Origin of the sequence: Herbaspirillum sp., assembly GCF_017744395.1 — a bacterium.
Taxonomy (GTDB): Bacteria; Pseudomonadota; Gammaproteobacteria; order Burkholderiales; family Burkholderiaceae_D; genus Herbaspirillum.
Genome location: NZ_JAGIBI010000004.1, coordinates 40675 through 57382 on the forward strand (window position 1 = coordinate 40675; position 16708 = coordinate 57382).

Annotated in this window: 16 protein-coding genes; 1 reads left to right on the plus strand and 15 read right to left on the minus strand. The window is 63.6% G+C overall.

Features of this window, described 5'->3' with window-relative positions; translation table 11 throughout:
- Positions 1-24: 24 nt before the first annotated feature.
- From bamC to J7548_RS12740, 9 genes are all read right to left on the minus strand, one after another.
- On the minus strand, positions 25-1209 hold the full coding sequence (bamC, locus tag J7548_RS12700; protein ID WP_290974975.1) for an outer membrane protein assembly factor BamC: 1185 nt from the start codon (positions 1207-1209) through the stop codon (positions 25-27).
- A 67-nt stretch (positions 1210-1276) separates the two neighbouring features.
- Positions 1277-2155 (minus strand): 4-hydroxy-tetrahydrodipicolinate synthase, encoded by an 879-nt coding sequence (dapA, locus tag J7548_RS12705; protein ID WP_290974976.1) that lies wholly within the window; start codon positions 2153-2155, stop codon positions 1277-1279.
- 127 nt (positions 2156-2282) lie between these two features.
- Positions 2283-3482, minus strand: a complete 1200-nt coding sequence (locus J7548_RS12710) for a tryptophan--tRNA ligase (RefSeq protein WP_290974977.1) — start codon at positions 3480-3482, stop codon at positions 2283-2285.
- Positions 3483-3512: 30 nt separating this feature from the next.
- Complete coding sequence (locus J7548_RS12715; RefSeq protein WP_290974978.1) at positions 3513-4175, minus strand: site-2 protease family protein; 663 nt, start codon at positions 4173-4175, stop codon at positions 3513-3515.
- A 59-nt stretch (positions 4176-4234) separates the two neighbouring features.
- Complete coding sequence (locus J7548_RS12720; RefSeq protein WP_290974979.1) at positions 4235-4870, minus strand: L-threonylcarbamoyladenylate synthase; 636 nt, start codon at positions 4868-4870, stop codon at positions 4235-4237.
- 92 nt (positions 4871-4962) lie between these two features.
- Complete coding sequence (htpX, locus tag J7548_RS12725; protein WP_290974980.1) at positions 4963-5838, minus strand: protease HtpX; 876 nt, start codon at positions 5836-5838, stop codon at positions 4963-4965.
- Between the two features lie 62 nt (positions 5839-5900).
- On the minus strand, positions 5901-6743 hold the full coding sequence (locus tag J7548_RS12730) for a 3',5'-nucleoside bisphosphate phosphatase (RefSeq protein ID WP_290974981.1): 843 nt from the start codon (positions 6741-6743) through the stop codon (positions 5901-5903).
- A gap of 119 nt (positions 6744-6862) precedes the next feature.
- The gene (locus tag J7548_RS12735) at positions 6863-7768 is read right to left on the minus strand and encodes an alpha/beta hydrolase (protein ID WP_290974982.1); all 906 of its coding nucleotides are present in this window, start codon (positions 7766-7768) and stop codon (positions 6863-6865) included.
- 89 nt (positions 7769-7857) lie between these two features.
- Positions 7858-8874, minus strand: a complete 1017-nt coding sequence (locus tag J7548_RS12740; protein WP_290974983.1) for a patatin-like phospholipase family protein — start codon at positions 8872-8874, stop codon at positions 7858-7860.
- Between the two features lie 186 nt (positions 8875-9060).
- Here J7548_RS12740 and J7548_RS12745 point away from each other — a divergent pair, with 186 nt between their 5' ends.
- Positions 9061-9660, plus strand: coding sequence for a TIGR00730 family Rossman fold protein (locus J7548_RS12745; RefSeq protein ID WP_290974984.1), 600 nt, complete (start codon positions 9061-9063; stop codon positions 9658-9660).
- Positions 9661-9746: 86 nt separating this feature from the next.
- On the opposite strand, the gene J7548_RS12750 is transcribed toward J7548_RS12745, so the two are convergent.
- The 6 genes from J7548_RS12750 to accD form a co-directional block, all read right to left on the minus strand.
- On the minus strand, positions 9747-10988 hold the full coding sequence (locus J7548_RS12750) for a cystathionine gamma-synthase family protein (RefSeq protein ID WP_290974985.1): 1242 nt from the start codon (positions 10986-10988) through the stop codon (positions 9747-9749).
- A gap of 160 nt (positions 10989-11148) precedes the next feature.
- Positions 11149-12669 (minus strand): amidophosphoribosyltransferase, encoded by a 1521-nt coding sequence (purF, locus tag J7548_RS12755; protein ID WP_290974986.1) that lies wholly within the window; start codon positions 12667-12669, stop codon positions 11149-11151.
- An 84-nt stretch (positions 12670-12753) separates the two neighbouring features.
- The gene (locus tag J7548_RS12760) at positions 12754-13254 is read right to left on the minus strand and encodes a CvpA family protein (protein WP_290974987.1); all 501 of its coding nucleotides are present in this window, start codon (positions 13252-13254) and stop codon (positions 12754-12756) included.
- A 31-nt stretch (positions 13255-13285) separates the two neighbouring features.
- A complete protein-coding gene (locus J7548_RS12765; protein ID WP_290974988.1) occupies positions 13286-14239 on the minus strand; it encodes an SPOR domain-containing protein in 954 nt (317 codons plus the stop codon).
- 67 nt (positions 14240-14306) lie between these two features.
- Positions 14307-15620 (minus strand): bifunctional tetrahydrofolate synthase/dihydrofolate synthase, encoded by a 1314-nt coding sequence (gene folC, locus J7548_RS12770; protein WP_290974989.1) that lies wholly within the window; start codon positions 15618-15620, stop codon positions 14307-14309.
- A 95-nt stretch (positions 15621-15715) separates the two neighbouring features.
- Positions 15716-16588, minus strand: coding sequence for an acetyl-CoA carboxylase, carboxyltransferase subunit beta (accD, locus tag J7548_RS12775; RefSeq protein WP_290974990.1), 873 nt, complete (start codon positions 16586-16588; stop codon positions 15716-15718).
- Positions 16589-16708: the final 120 nt, after the last annotated feature.

Sequence of the window (16708 nt, forward strand, 5' to 3'; positions counted from 1 at the left end):
GTTGCGCATTGCCATTACATCGACTTACTTCAACTGGTCGTTCAGCAGGCCGAGGATCTTGTCGGCGGTATCGGAGACCTCGGGCTTGCCTTCGCCGTTCTGGACCACGATGTTGCTGCTGTCGCCGCTGCCCTTGACCACGATGCGGTACTTGGCGGCCGTCTTTTCCTTGTCCTTGGAGCTGGAGAAGATGCGCGAGAAGAAGCCCTGCTCCTTCTTGTCCTTGGCGTCCTGGTTCTGGTCGACATAGCGCACGAAATAGGTGCCCTGGGTGCGGTCGCGGTCTTCCACGGTGAAGCCGACGCGGTCCAGCGCCAGGCCGACGCGGCGCCATGCGCGGTCGAAGCTTTCATCGACCTGCACGCTGGAGCCGGAGGCGCTCTTCAACAGCTTGGAGCGCGCCTGCAGCGACGGCGCATTGGCGACAGCCGCCTTGGCCTTGGTTTCCTCGGCGCCCAGGCGCACCATCAGGCGTGCCAGGAATTCGGCTTCCAGGCCCGGATCGGACGGACGCGCGGTCCACACCGAAGTTTCCTTGGCCGAGCCGGTCAGCACTTCTTCGGCGCCGCGATGGCTGATGAAGATTTCGGTACTGCCGTTGGGGCCGCGCTCCAGGCGGGTGCGGAACTTGTCGCGCTCGCCGGTGGAGTACAGCGAATCGAACACCTTGCCCAGCGTGTTGCGGATGAAGTCTTGCGGAATCTTGGCGCGGTTCTCGGCCCAGTCGGTTTCCATCACGCCGGTGTCGGGCGACTCGACATTGATCAGGAAACCGCTGTCCTGCCAGAAGTCCTTGATCTGCGGCCACAGCGCCTCAGGCGACTGCTGCACCACCAGCCAGCGCTGGGTGCCGTCGCGTTCGATGCGGATGTCCTTGCCGTTGGCTTGCGGCGCCACGGAGGCAACTTCGTTCGTCGGCTTGGTCTGCTGCTCCAGGTTGTAGCCGGAAGCAGTCGCCACGCCCTTGTTCGCCTCGGGGATCGCATAGCGGTTGTCGCGCTGCAATTGGGTCAGGTCGGGCGGGATTTCCAGGCGCGGGCCGCGGGCCTTTTCCGCGCTCTTGTAATCGATACGGTCGCCTTCGAGCATGTTGCCGATGGACGAGCATCCTGCAAGTCCCGCGAGAGCCAGTGCGACGACGATGCTGCGTTGGGTAAGAGTGCTGTACGCGGTACGGACTACAGGACGAACGTTCTTGCGATTAGTCATATCGTTACTATTAAGCGGGATCGTTTTTCAGAAGACGGCCAGGAAATGGCAGAAACAGGCAAGTCCGTTATTTTAATACACCCGACTCGCGCAAAGCCGCGCGCACGGTATCGTGGAAGCCGGCGCCCAGCGGCGCCAGCGGCAGGCGCATGCCGGAGCCGATCAAGCCCATCTCCTGCATCGCCCACTTCAGCGGCACCGGATTGGGTTCGACAAACAGCTTGTTATGCAGCGGCAGCAGCTTGTTGTTCAGTTCGACCGCGCGCGCGATGTTGCCGCCCATGGCGGCCACGCACAGTTCGTGCATGTCGCGCGGCGCGACGTTGGCGGTGACCGAGATGTTGCCGGCGCCGCCGTACAGCATCAGCGCGATCGCGGTGGCGTCGTCGCCGGAATAGACGGCGAACGATTTCGGCGCCAGGCGGATCAGGTCGGTGCCGCGGCCGATGTTGCCGGTGGCGTCCTTGACGCCGACGATGCCCTTGACCTGCGCCAGGCGCAGGATGGTCTCGTTGCTCATATCGGCCACGGTGCGGCCCGGCACGTTGTACAGGATCACCGGCAGGTCGACCGACTCGGCGATCTTCCTGAAGTGCAGGTACATGCCTTCCTGGGTCGGGCGGTTGTAATACGGCACGACCTGCAGCGAGGCATCGGCGCCGATCTTCTTGGCGAACTCGGTCAGCTCGATCGCTTCGGAGGTCGAGTTGCCGCCGGTGCCGGCGATGATGGGAATGCGTTTGGCGGTGTGTTCCACCGCGACCTTGATCAGTTCGCAGTGTTCTTCCATCGAGACGGTGGGCGACTCGCCGGTGGTGCCGACGATGACGATGCTGTCGGTTCCCTCGGCGATGTGCCAGTCGATCAGTTTGCGCAGGCCGTCGAAATCGAGGCTGCCGTCCGGATGCATGGGAGTGACGATTGCAACAATGCTACCCTTGATCATGATGTGCGTACTTTTGAAGTATGGTCAGAAATAAAAGACCGATTGTAGCGGATAGCGGCCGGAATCGGTCAATTCGCGGGCCGATAGATGCAAGCGGACGTAAAAAAACGGGCGGCCCCCTGCCGCCTCAATATCCGAGCCCCATCGCCTCGCGCACGTCGCGCATGGTGTCCTGCGCCAGCTTGCGCGCCTTCTCGCAGCCGTCGGCGACGATCGCGCGCACCAGCGACGGGTCGTCCAGGTAAGGCTGGGCCCGTTCCAGCATCGGTTGCTGTTCTTGCAAGATGGCGTCGATCACCGGCTGCTTGCATTCCAGGCAACCGATCCCGGCCGAACGGCAGCCCTTGGCCGCCCATTCCTGCACCTCGGGCGCGGAATACACCAGGTGGAATTGCCAGACCGGGCATTTCTCCGGGTCGCCGGGGTCGCTGCGGCGCACCCGCTGCGGGTCGGTCGGCATGGTCTTGACCTTCTTGGTGACCGATTCCTTGTCTTCGCGCAATGCGATGGCGTTGCCGTAGCTCTTGGACATCTTGGCGCCGTCCAGCCCCGGCAGGCGCGACGCTTCCGTCAGCAGCGCCTGCGGTTCGGTCAGGATCAGCTTGCGGCTGCCTTCCAGGTAGCCGAACAGGCGCTCGCGGTCGATCATCGACAGGTTCTGGGCGTCGTCCAGCATGGCCTTGGCCTGCTCCAGCGCTTCTTCGTCGCCCTTCTCCTGGAATTGCGTGCGCAGCTCCAGGTACAGCTTGGCGCGCTTGCTGCCCAGCTTCTTGGCGGCGGCCAGCGCCTTCTCCTCGAAGCCCTTTTCCTTGCCGTACAGGTGATTAAAGCGGCGCGCGATCTCGCGCATGATCTCGATATGCGGCACCTGGTCTTCGCCCACCGGCACCTGGCTGGCGCGGTAGATCAGCACGTCGGCCGCCTGCAGCAGCGGATAACCGAGGAAGCCGTAGGTCGCCAGGTCGCGGTCGGACAGCTTTTCCTGCTGGTCCTTGTAGGTCGGCACGCGCTCCAGCCAGCCCAGCGGCGTGGCCATCGACAGCAGCAGGTGCAGCTCGGCATGCTCGGGCACGCGCGACTGGATGAACAGGGTCGACTGCGACGGGTCGACGCCGGCCGCCAGCCAGTCGATCACCATTTCCCAGGTGCTGGTCTCGATGACGGAGGGATCGTCGTAATGGGTGGTCAGCGCATGCCAGTCGGCAACGAAGAACAGGCAGGGCAATTCGGATTGCAAGCGCACCCAGTTCTTCAGGGCGCCGTGGTAGTGGCCCAGGTGCAGCGCGCCCGTGGGGCGCATGCCGGAGACGACTCGGTCAGGATACATGGCGGTAGCTGTGTTTTTGACGGTAGCTGTTTACTGGAACAGGAAAGCGATCGGATACGTAATCAGTTGCAGCAACAGGCTTGCGGCGTACATGACCGGCGCCATCCACCAAGTGTAGATCACCTTGAGGAGCACCAGCGCCATCACGATGAAAAAGCCGTAGGGCTCGATCTGCGCGAATTTATACGCATATTTGTTCGGCAACAAGCTGGTGAGGATGCGCCCGCCGTCCAGCGGCGGGATCGGGAACAGGTTGAAGGCGAACATGACCAAATTGGTCAATACCCCGGCCTTGGCCATGAGCATGAAGAATTCTTCCTGCACGCCGCCCAGCGCCAATCCATAGATCACCAGCGTCCACAGCAGCGCCATCAGGAAATTGGCCGCCGGCCCGGCCAGCGACACCCAGGCCATGTCGCGCTTGGGGCGACGCAAATGGCCGAAGTTGATCGGCACCGGCTTGGCGTAACCGAACAGGAACGCGCCGCTGGTGGCGAAATACAGCAATACCGGAATCAGGATGGTGCCGAAGAGATCGATGTGCTTGATCGGATTGAGGCTCATTCGCCCCATCGAATACGCCGTGTTGTCACCGAAAAACTTTGCCGCATAGGCATGCGCTGCCTCGTGCAGTGTGATGGCGAACAAAACGGGAAGCGCATACACCGCGACAGTCTGGATGAGATCGTTCATGGGCGGGGATTTTATCAGAGCGGCAAGAGCCGCTCCGGGAAATGCCGAAACTCAGGCGATCAGGCGGCCGCCAGGCCGAAAATGCCGGCGTCGCCCCGGCCCTGGCGCACCAGCACCACTTCATCGTCGTCGGTCAGGTCGATCACGGTGGTGGGCTCCAGGCTGCAGGCGCCGCTGTCGATCACCAGGTCGATCTGCTTTTCCAGGCGGGCGCGGATGTCGTCGGCGTTGGTCAGCGGCAATTCGTCGTCCGGCAGGTTCAGGGTGGTGCCCAGGAGCGGCTGGCCCAGTTCTTCCAGCAGCATGTGGGCGATGCGGTTCTCCGGCACGCGCAGGCCGATGGTCTTGCGCGAGGGATGCGACAGGCGGCGCGGCACTTCCTTGGTGGCTTCCAGGATGAAGGTGTAGGCGCCCGGCGTGGCGGCCTTGAGCAGGCGGTACTGGCGGTTGTCGACCTTGGCGTACAGGGCGATCTCGGACAGGTCGCGGCACAGCAGCGTCAGGTGGTGCTTGTCGTCCACGCCGCGGATGCGGCGCACGCGCTCGACCGCGTCCTTGTTGTCCAACTGGCAAACCAGCGCGTAGCAGGAATCGGTCGGCAAGGCGACCAGCCCGCCCTTGTTGATGATCTGCGCCGCCTGCTTGATCAGGCGCAGTTGCGGATTGTCGGGGTGGATTTCAAAAAACTGGCTCATGACATCGTTTCCAAATCTACGGATCTACAAGTTACAGGCTGCAAATGCAAAACGGCGGTGTCGCCACCGCCGTTTGTTTCAAAACACTAATTTCAGTGCTGGCCGCGCAGGGCCGCGATACGCTGCTCCAGCGGCGGGTGGGTCGAAAACAGCTCCATGATACCCGGCTTGTCGCTGATGCCCATGGCCGCCATCGATTGAGGCAAGCCGTCGGGGGTAAAACCGCCCAGACGGGCCAGCGCCTTGATCATCGGCTGCGGGTTGCCCAACAGGCGCGCCGAACCGGCGTCGGCGCGGAATTCGCGCTGGCGCGAGAACCAGGCCACGATGATCGAGGCGCCGATGCCGAACACGATCTGACACACCATCACGGTCACCATGTAGCCGATGCCGGGGCCGGAATCGTCGTTATTGCGGCGCAGGGCCGAATCGACAAAATAGCCGACCACGCGCGAGAGGAACACGACGAAGGTGTTCACCACGCCCTGGATCAGCGTCATGGTCACCATGTCGCCGTTGGCGATGTGGGCGACTTCGTGGCCCAGCACCGCTTCCACCTCGTCCTGGGTCATGCCTTGCAGCAGCCCGGTGGATACCGCCACCAGGGCCGAATCGCGGAAGGCGCCGGTGGCGAAGGCGTTCGGTTCGCCCTCGTACACCGCCACTTCCGGCATGCCGATGCCGGCGCGCTGGGCCAGCTTGCCGACGGTTTGCACCAGCCAGGCCTCGGTGCCGTTGGCCGGCGTTTCGATCACGCGCGCGCCGGTCGACCACTTGGCCATGGTCTTGCTCATCAACAGGGAAATGATCGACCCGGTGAAGCCGACCACCAGCGAAAACACCAGCAGCATCGGCAGGTTCAGGCCGGCCTGCGTCAGGAAGCGGTCGACGCCCAGCAACGACAAGATGACGCTCATCACAACCAGCACGGCAATGTTGGTCGCAATAAACAACAAGATTCGTTTCATCTGGAAAACTCCTATCGGGAAAGTGGGTATTAGATAGGATTTTCTATCTGGAATTCAAGAGCTTACAGCTGCCAATCGTGCCATACCGGGGTCAAGCCCTTGGGCAACGGAGGCAAGGTTCCCAGGTCGACCCTCGATTCGCCCGGCCCGTGGAAGTCCGATCCCATCGACGCCAGGAAACCGTAGCTGCGCGCGATCTGCGCGTATTCCTCGTACTGTTCCGGCGTATGGCTGCCGGTATGGACTTCGATGGCCGCGCCGCCCAGTTGCTTGAATTCGTCGAACAGCGCGCCGAATTGCGTCTGCGTGTACTTGTAGCGCCCCGGGTGGGCGATCACCGCCACGCCGCCGGCGCCGCGGATCCAGTCCACCGATTCCTTCAGCGTGGCCCAGCGGTGCGGGACGTAGCCCGGCTTGCCTTCGGTGAGGTAATTGGCGAACACTTCCTTGGTATCGCAGCAGTGCCCGGCCTCGACCATGTAGCGCGCGAAGTGCGTGCGCGAGATCAGGTCGGGATTGCCGACATGCTTGAGCGCGCCTTCGAATGCGCCGCAAATGCCGACCTTTTCCAGCTCGCCGGCGATCTCGTGCGCGCGGCGCTCGCGGCCGTTGCGCGTGGCGTACAAGCCATCGAGCAGGGTACGGTTGGTTTCATCGACCTGCAATCCCACGATATGCACCGTCTGCCCGGCCCAGGTGACCGAGATTTCCACGCCGGGAATGTAGCGCATGCCCAGCGCCTCGGCCGCCGCGCGCGCGCGCGCCACGCCGCCCAGCTCGTCATGGTCGGTCAGCGCCCAGACATCGACGCCGTTGGCTTTGGCGCGCGCCGCGACCTGTTCCGGCGACAGCAGGCCGTCGGAGACGTTGGAGTGGCAATGCAGGTCGAACTTGAGTTGGGACATAAGGAATAAAGCGCTGAAATCCGGACGAGCCGCTTGTGGCCGCCGCCGGTCAGGCTGGCTGTAAAAACGGGATGTAAACGTTATTCATTGTACCCCGCATCGGCATCATGGACAGGGCCTCAGCCCGGCTGGGCCAGGAAGCCTTCGATCAGCGCCGCCAGTTGCTCCGGCTGGTCGTGGTGCAGCATATGGCCGGCGTCGCCGATCATCTCCACCCGCACCTTGGGAATGAAGCCGATGCGGCGGTCGATCTCGTCACGCATCAGCGCATGCTGGCCGAAGAAGCGCCAGATATCGCTCTCCTTCGCCTCGACCCACAGCACCGGCGCCGCGATGCGGCTCCAGCACGCCATCATTTCATCGACCCGGTACAGGATGGGGCTGACCTGCTTGTGCGCCGGGTCGCCCAGGATCTGCCACAGGCCGTCGGCATCCTGCGCCGCCCAATGCTGCGCCAGGAAGGCGGCGCGCTCGTCCGACAGGCGCGCATTGTTCTTCTGCAGCCGCGCCGCCACTTCTTCCAGCGAAGCGTAGCCGCGGATGAGCGGCCGATTGCGCACCTCGTCCATCCATTGCGCGAAACGGCCCGGCGCCTGTTCGGCCTTGGCCGACGGCAGGCCCAGCCCTTCCAGGTTGATCAGGCGGCGGATGCGCTGCGGCCGCACGCCGGCATACAGGGTGACGACGTTGCCGCCCATGCTGTGGCCGAGCAGGTCGACCGGCTCATCGCCCGCATAGTGCGCCAGGATGGCATCGAGGTCGGCCAGGTAATCGGGGAACCAGTAGGAATCGGCATGCGTGCGCTCGGTCAGGCCGAAGCCGCGCCAGTCGGGAGCAATCACGTGCCAGTCGCCCTGCAGCGCATCCACCACGAACTGGAACGAAGCCGAGACATCCATCCAGCCATGCATCATGAAAAGTTTCGGCGCGCCGGGGTCGCCCCAGTGGCGCACGTGGTAGCGCAAACCGCGCACTTGCAGGAATTCCGATCGGGATGGCTGGGCGTTAGCGCTTGGCTGGCTCATGTTGTCTCTGTCGTTCTATGCGGATGAAACAGCAGAGTATAGAGAAATTAGAACGATCGTGCGCGAGACCGCCCCACTCCCCCTGCCGCTCATTGCAGGAAGCGCCCCAGGTCGAAGGTGGATTCTTTTCCGATACGCGCGAAATTCTGCTCCAGCCACTCCGAGGCCCGCTCGCGCCCCTGCTGGTGCAAGCTGCGGATGAAGCTGCCTTGCGTATTGAGCTTGGAGAGGTTGCTCAGCTGCTCCATCAGTTCATTGGCGTCGATCACGTGCATGTTGAGCTGGCGCAGCCGCCGCTCCAGCGCGCCGAAGGCCAGCGTGGCGTTTTCGGCTTCGCGCTTGGCCAGCGCCAGCCCGCTCAGTTCGGTGAAGAAGGCCGAGCTGAAGCTGATCTCGGAAAGCCGCTGGCCGATATCGTGGCTGGTGGCCGGCGTGCCGGCGCGCCGGCTGGGGTGCAGCAGCACCACCATCACATCACGCGCGGAACAGGCGTGCAGCAACGGGAAGATCGGCGGATTGGCGGTCAGGCCGCCGTCCCAGTAGGCTTCGCCGTCGATCTCGATGGGCCGGTGCAACGACGGCAGGCAGGCCGAAGCCAGCAGCACGTCCACCGACAGCTCGCGGTTGCGGAAGATCTTCAGGATGCCGGTGCTGACCTGGGTCGCGGCGATAAACAGCTTGACGTCGCGCTGCTCGCGCAGGCGCTCGAAATCGACCTGTTCGTTGAGGATGTCGCGAAGGGGGTTGATGTCCAGCGGGTTCAACTGCGCCGGCGAGAAAAAGCGCGTCATCGCCAGCAAGGCGCGCATGCCCGGCATGGGCGCGGGATTGGGCACGGCGGCGGCGGAATCGGGCTGGATGAAATCGAAGGGCTCGCGCGTGGAGAGGCTGGTCCAGAAGCGTTCCAGCGCGGCGCGCGCGCCGTCCCGGCCCTCCCGCACGTAGCCTTGCGTCATCACCACGGCGTTCATGGCGCCGGCCGAAGCGCCGCTGATGCCCTCAAACCCAAGGCGGCCGTCCTCCAGCAGGCGGTCCAGCACGCCCCAGGTGAAGGCGCCGTGCGAACCGCCGCCCTGCAAGGCCAGACTGACGATCTTGTTTTGCATGATGTCCTTTCGAAATCCAAGAACCTCCCGCCCTGCCGATGTGTCATTCTTCTGTCATGGCGCGCATTTATGCTGCACTGCACTAAACATGGTATAACACTCGAAGGACTTGATAAAGCACTTTGCCTTGCAGCAAGGAAACACAAGCGGCATCGCCATTGTATTGACAGATATTGCAGAGGACACATGAAATCGATTTGCGTATATTGCGGCTCGTCTCCCGGCGCCACCCCGGCTTATGCCGAAGCGGCGCGCAAGCTGGCCCAGGAAATGGTCAAGAACAACATCGCGCTGGTGTACGGCGGCGGCAACGTCGGCCTGATGGGCATCATCGCCACCGAAGTCATGAAGCTGGGCGGCGAAGCCACCGGCGTCATCCCCAAGGCGCTGCTGGACAAGGAACTCGGCCACAACGGCCTGACCCGCCTGCACATCGTCAAGGACATGCACGAGCGCAAGGCCATGATGGCCGAGCTGTCGGACGGCTTTATCGCCATGCCCGGCGGCATGGGCACGCTGGAAGAGCTGTTCGAAGTGCTGACCTGGGCGCAACTGGGCTTCCACTACAAGCCGATCTGCCTGTACAACGTGGAAGGCTTCTACAACAACCTGATCGCCTTCGTCGACCACCTGGTGTCGCAGCGCTTCGTCAGCGCCGAGCAGTCCAGGCTGATGATGCATGAAGCCGATCCGGCGGTACTGATCGAGCGCTTCCAGACTTTCAAGCCCAGCTATACCACCAAGTGGGCCGACCGCGAAGCGGTGGCCAATCTGGTCGCCCGCTGATCCCTGCAAGACTCCGGAAGTAAAAAAGCAAAAAAGCCTGTGGCTCGTCGAGCGCACAGGCTTTTTGTCTTTGGGCAGACTAAGGATCAGGCATCCAGCGCCTGGCGGAAATCCCCGACCAGGTCATCCGTATCTTCCAATCCCACCGACACGCGGATCAGCGATTCGGCGATGCCCATGCTGGCGCGGCGCTCGGCGCCCATCTCGTAGAAGATGGTATGCGCCACCGGGATCACCAGCGTGCGGGTGTCGCCCAGGTTGCTGGACGGCACCGCCAGTTGCATGCGGTTCAGGTAGTCGAAGCAGTCGATGCCGTCCTTCAGTTCGAACGACAGCAGGCTGCCGTAGGAACGGAACAATTCCTTCGACAGCGCATGCTGGGGATGCGACTCCAGGCCGGGGTAGTACACCGCCGCCACGCGCTCGTCGGCGGCCAGCATCTGCGCCACCGCCAGCGCGTTCTTGCATTCGCGCTCCAGGCGCAGCGCCATGGTTTCGGCGCCGATCGCGATGTGATGCGCCGCCTCAGGGCCCAGCGAAGCGCCGAAGTCGCGCAGCGCCTTGGCGCGGATCTGCGCCATGCCCCATTGCGGCGCCGGGTTCTTCTTGTAGCTGTCGGCGATATGCGGATAACGGGTCCAGTCGTATTCGCCGGTATCGGTCAGCGCGCCGCCCAGCGCGTTGCCGTGGCCGGCGATCGACTTGGTCAGCGAGTTGACCACCAGCCCCGCTCCCACCGCCTTGGGCTGGAACAGGTAGGGCGAGGTCATGGTGTTGTCCACCACGTAGAGGATGCCGCGCTCGCGGCACAGTTCGCCGATGCGCTTCAAGTCGGCCACCTGGGTGCGCGGGTTGGCGATGGTCTCGACGAACACCAGGCGCGTTTGCGGGGTGATCGCGGCTTCCACGTTCCTGACGTCGGTGGCGTCGACCATCGACACCTTGGCGCCCTGCGCGTCGACCGTCATCCACAGGCTGTTGGTATTGCCGAACAGGAAGGCCGACGACACCACGTGGTCGCCCTCGCGCAGCAGGCCCTGGACGATGGCGCCGATGGCGGCCATGCCGGTGGCGAAGCAGATGGTGGACTTGCCGCCTTCCATCTTGTTGATCTTGTCTTCCAGCGCGGAGACCGTCGGGTTGCCCTGGCGGCCGTAGCGGTAGCCGGGCTGCTTGCCCTGGAACACTTCGGCCAGCTGGCGCGCATCCTTGTAGCCGAAGGCCACCGAGGTGTGGATGGGCTTGTGCAGCGAGCCGTGCTCGATGTCCTTCTGGCGGTCGCTGTGCAGGATGGTGGTGGTGAAGCCGTAGGTCTTTTTATCGTTCATCGCGGAATCGGGAGGTGCTGAAGTTGGGCCGGGGCGCACAGCCGCCGACGGAAAAGCAAAATAATAAGCCAGTTTGACCAGGGCTTGTTGCCATGAAAAACGCCGGCGCCGCATCCACGGCCACCGGCGTCGTTTCCAGTCGGGTCGAACAGGCGCAGGATCAGTCCGCGCGCGCCAAGTTCAGGTTCAACTGCGAACGCACCACATCTTCCAGTGCCGGCTTCGGGTTCTTGCGGGCGAACTCGATGCGGTCGAGGTAAGCCTGGGTGATGTCGCCGGTGATGTAGTGACCGTCGAAGCAGGAAGCCTCGAAGTTCTTGAGCGCGGGGTTCATCTCGGAGATGGCGCGCTTCATCGCTTCCACGTCCTGGTAGACCAGCGAGTCGGCGGTGATCTCGCGGCACACCTCTTCCTCGGTGCGGCCGTAGGCGATCAGCTCGTCGCGGGTCGGCATGTCGATGCCGTAGACGTTGGGGAACTTCACCGGCGGCGCGGCCGAGGCGAAGATCACGTTCTTGGCGCCCGATTCGCGCGCCATCTGCACGATCTCGCGGCTGGTGGTGCCGCGCACGATGGAGTCGTCCACCAGCAGCACGTTCTTGCCCTTGAATTCGCTGCCGATGGCATTGAGCTTCTGGCGCACCGATTTCTTGCGCAGCGCCTGGCCCGGCATGATGAAGGTACGGCCGATGTAGCGGTTCTTGATGAAGCCTTCGCGATACTCGATGCCCAGCTTCAGCGCCAGTTCCATGGCGGCCGGACGCGAGGAGTCGGGGATCGGCATGACCACGTCGATCTCGCCGTGCTTGAAGTCGCGGCGGATCTTGTCGGCCAGGAATTCGCCCATCTTCAGGCGGGTGCCGTAGACCGAGGCGCCGTCGATGACCGAATCGGGACGGGCCAGGTAGACGTATTCGAAGGCACAGGGGTTCAGCGTCGGGTTCTCGGCGCATTGCTGGTTGTACAGCTTGCCGTCGTTGTCGATGAAGATCGCCTCGCCCGGGTTGACGTCGCGCAGGAAGCGGAAGCCCATGCCTTCCAGGGCCACCGATTCGCTGGCCATCATGTATTCGACGCCCTTGTCGCTCTCATTGAAGCCCAGGCACATCGGACGGATGCCGAACGGGTCGCGGAAGCCCAGCAGGCCGTAACCGGCGATCTGCGCCACCACGGCGTAGGAGCCGCGCACGCGCTTGTGCACCATGGCCACCGCCTTGAACAGCGCGGCCGGATCGAGCGAGTAGCCGGTGGTGGCTTCCTGCAGCTCGTGCGCCAGCACGTTCAGCAGCACTTCGGTGTCGGAGTCGGTGTTGACGTGGCGGCGATCGTTCTTGAACATCTCGATCTTCAGCTGTTCCGCGTTCGTCAGGTTGCCGTTGTGCGCCAGGATGATGCCGAACGGGGCATTGACGTAGAACGGCTGCGCCTCTTCCTCGGAGGAAGAGCTGCCGGCGGTCGGGTAACGCACCTGGCCGATGCCGGTGTTGCCGGGCAGCGAGCGCATGTTGCGGGTGCGGAACACGTCGCGCACCAGGCCGTTGGCCTTGTGCATCGAGAAACCGTTGTTGTGGTTGGTTGCAATGCCCGCCGCATCCTGGCCGCGGTGCTGCAGCAGCAGCAGCGCGTCGTACAGCATTTGGTTGACGGGGCTATGAGAGACGATACCGACGATGCCACACATGGTGGACTCCTAACGAAAAACGAAAACGAAAATGAACCGCTACTGCAAACCGTGACCGCCGCCCCCCGCATCCGGGGCAACGCATCAGACCGGGATGGAAAAACTCACATGCTCGGCAAACTTTCCCGGCAGATAAGGCATCACCGCCAGCGCTGCCTGCTCCACCCATGGGCTCAGCATCGCCTCTTTCCAGAACGGCTGCTGCGGGATCGAGGTGGTGCCGCACAACAGCGCCACCGCCACCACCACCAGCGCGCCGCGTGCCACGCCGAACAGGCTGCCGAAACCCCGGTCGACCAGCGTCAAGCCGCTGGCCTTGATCAATTCGCTCAAGGTTCTCGATACCAGCGCCATCAACAGCCGGGTACCGATGAACAGGGCGATGAACGCCACGATAAGCCGCGTCGACTCGCCAGGCACCGCTTCCGGCAGCATCGCCGCCAGCGCCTCGCCATAGGCATTGGCCACCACCAGCGCCACCACCCAGCTCGCCAGCGACAGCACTTCGCGCACCAGTCCGCGCAGGGTGCCGATGATCACCGAACAGACCATCACCAGCAGCACCAGGTAATCGAAGATCGTCACGATGACAATATTGCGCTATCGGCAGCCGAATTCAAGCTGGAACAATGGTCGCATTCAGGCCCAGCTTCTTGATACGGGCCCCCATCTTCTCCGCCTCTTCGCGGCTGGCAAAGGGGCCGACGCGGATGCGCGTGCGGTCGCCCGCCTGGGTCGCGATCTTCTGGGTAAAGGAGTGGATGCCTGCGCTACTGAGCTTGCTGCGCAATTCATTGATCTTGTCCTGGGTCGCCAGCGCGGCCACCTGGATCACGAACTTGCCGCCCGAGGCCGCAGGTTTCTTGTCGGCGGCGGCGGTGGACTTGCCTTCCAGGATCGCCAGCGCGCGCGAATCGTCGCCCTGCTCGACGGCCTTGGGCTTGGGCGCGTCTTTCTTGGGCGCTTCCTTCTTCGGTTCTTCCTTGCGCTCGGCGGCGGCTGGTTTCTTTTCTTCCGGCTTGGCGGCGGGCTTTTCCGCCGGCTTGGGCGGGGTCACCGGGGCAACCGCAGGCGGCGCCGCAACGGCGGGAGCGGGGGCCGGAGCCGCCGCGGGAGCGGGGCTGACCGCCGCCGGCTCGACGATTTCTTCCTTCTGGTCCAGGGTCGAGGCCGCCGAGGCCAGCTTGTCGCCGGCAGGCTGCGCGGCGCTGGCGGCGGCATTACCGGCATTGGCGGCCGGCTGGTCCTTGGAGGGGATCTGGATGGCGATGTCGTCGTTCAGGGACTTCGGCTCGGAGTCGAGGATCATCGGCAATACGATGACGACTGCCAGCGCCAGCGCCACGGCTCCGATCAGGCGGCGGCGGGCGCGTTTCTTTTCCGGCAACAAGGGATCGGCGGCTTCCTTGCCGGCCTTGCCGCGGCCGCCCGAAGTGCGGCCGGAGGTATTGGATGCGCGGTTGCTGCGGCTGCGCAGGACGGAAGTTTCCTCTGCGGAACGCGAACGGAATTCGCCTTGGTCTGAAGCAGATTCCTGCTTGTTTTTACGGAAAAACGAGAACAAGCCCATGCGGAGTCGGATTGAATTGGTCGGAATGGATGCCGCGCCTGTGCCGGCCTGGGAAACTATCCTGCAATCAATGCAAACCGGGGCGGCGCACCTGCATCACGCCGGCCACGGTGAGGAAAGACCCAAAAACCACAATTCTATCATTCTCCCCTGCCCTGCTCAGGGCATTTGCGTACGCAGCAGCGGGGCTGTCGAAGGTCTCGATGCTGCGCGCCGCGTCGGGCTTGAATTCCGGCTCCACACCGGCTTCCAGCAAGGCATCCTTGAGTTGTTGCGCCGTAGCAGCGCGCGGCAGCGGCAGGTCGGTCACGCACCAGTGGTCGATCTTGTCCTTCAGGTGGCCGATGACGCCTTCGATGTCCTTGTCCAGCATGGAGCCGAACACCGCATAGGTGTAGGGATGGAAGCCCATGTTGTCGAGGTTCTGCGCCAGCGTGGCGGCCGCGTGCGGGTTGTGCGCCACGTCCAGGATCACCAGCGGCTGGCCCGGCAGCACCTGGAAGCGCCCCGGCAATTCCACCGTGGCCAGCCCCGTGCGCACATCCTGCGCGCCCACCGGCAGCACTTCGCGCAGCGACTCCAGCGCCGCCAGTGCGGCCGTGGCGTTGAGAATCTGGTTGGCGCCGCGCAGGCTCGGGTAAGCCAGCGAATTGCGGCGCATGCCGCGCCCGCCGTAGGCCCACTGCTGCTTGTCGCCCTGGTAGTTGTAGTCGCGCCCCATCAGCCACAGGTCGGCGCCGATCTTCTCGGCGTGGGCGATGAGCGATTTGGGCGGCACCGGGTCGCCGCACACGGCAACCTTGCCGGGACGGAAGATGCCGGCCTTCTCCAGGCCGATCGCTTCACGCGTGCTGCCCAGGTATTCGGTGTGGTCGATGTCGATGCTGGTGACGATGGCGACATCCGCGTCCACCACGTTGACCGCATCCAGCCGGCCGCCCAGGCCGACTTCCAGGATCACCACGTCCAGCTTGGCGTCGGCCAGCAGCTTCATGATGGCCAGCGTGGTGAATTCGAAATAGGTCAGCGAGACGTCGCCACGTTGTGCCTCTACCGCATTGAAGGCATCGATCAGTTGCGCGTCGCTGGCCATGTCGCCATCGATGCGGGCGCGCTCGTTGAAGTGCAGGAAGTGCGGCTTGATGTACAGGCCGACGCGGTAGCCGGCGCGCCGCAGGATCGACTCCAGCATGGCGCAGGTCGAACCCTTGCCGTTGGTGCCGGCCACCATGATCACCGGGCAGCCGAACTGCAGGCCGAGCCTCTGCTTGACCTGCATGACGCGATCCAGCCCCATGTCGATCTGCTTGAAATGGCGCTGTTCCAGCAGGGCCAGCCATTCGTCCAGGCTGGAGGGGGTCGGGGATGCTTGCGATGTCATGGCGCCGCTCGGGGGAAGAAACAAAAACGGGAATCTGCAAAAAACAAAACCCGGATTTGCCATTCAGCAAATCCGGGCCTGAAGTATACCGCTTATCAGGAAATGGTTTCGGCTGCCTGGTTTTGCAGCAGGGCCAGCAGATGGGCGATTTCCTCGCGCATCTGGCGGCGGTCGACGATCATGTCGATGGCGCCCTTGGTCACCAGGAATTCGGCGCGCTGGAAGCCTTCCGGCAGTTTCTCGCGCACCGTGTTCTCGATCACGCGCGGGCCGGCGAAGCCGATCAGCGCCTTCGGTTCGGCCATCACGACGTCGCCCATGAAGGCGAACGATGCCGACACGCCCCCCATGGTGGGATCGGTCAGCACGCTGATGAAGGGCAGTTTCTTTTCCGACAACTTGGTCAGCATGGCGGTGGTCTTGGCCATCTGCATCAGCGACAGCAGGCCTTCCTGCATGCGCGCGCCGCCGGTGGCGGTGATGCAGATGAACGGCACCTTCTGCTCCAGCGCCGCCTGGGCGCCGCGCACGAAGCGCTCGCCGACCACCGAGCCCATGGAGCCGCCCATGAATTCGAATTCGAAGCAGGCCACCACGACCGGCAGGGTCATGATCGCGCCGCCCATGACCACCATGGCGTCGGTTTCGCCTGTGGATTCCATGGCGTCCTTCAAGCGATCGGGGTATTTCTTGCTGTCCTTGAACTTCAGGGTGTCGACCGGCAGGGCTTCCTGGCCGATCTCATAACGGCCGCCTTCGTCGAGCAGGGCATCGAGACGAGCGCGGGCGCGGATGCGCATGTGGTGGCTGCACTTGGGGCAGACGTGGAGGTTGGACTCCAGGTCGGTACGGTAAAGCACTGCTTCGCAGGACGGGCACTTGACCCACAAGCCTTCCGGGATCGACTTGCGGCTTGCGGAACCGCTGCGTTGAATTTGGGGTGGCAACAACTTCTCGAGCCAGCTCATAGAAACCTCTTTCAATTTTCCGGTGGCGCATTGTACCAGAGGCCGATGGCGATGGACGTAAAGCCGCGAAAGCCTTGCCGGAGAGCATTTTCAGCCCGATTGGGCCGCATTTATTACCAA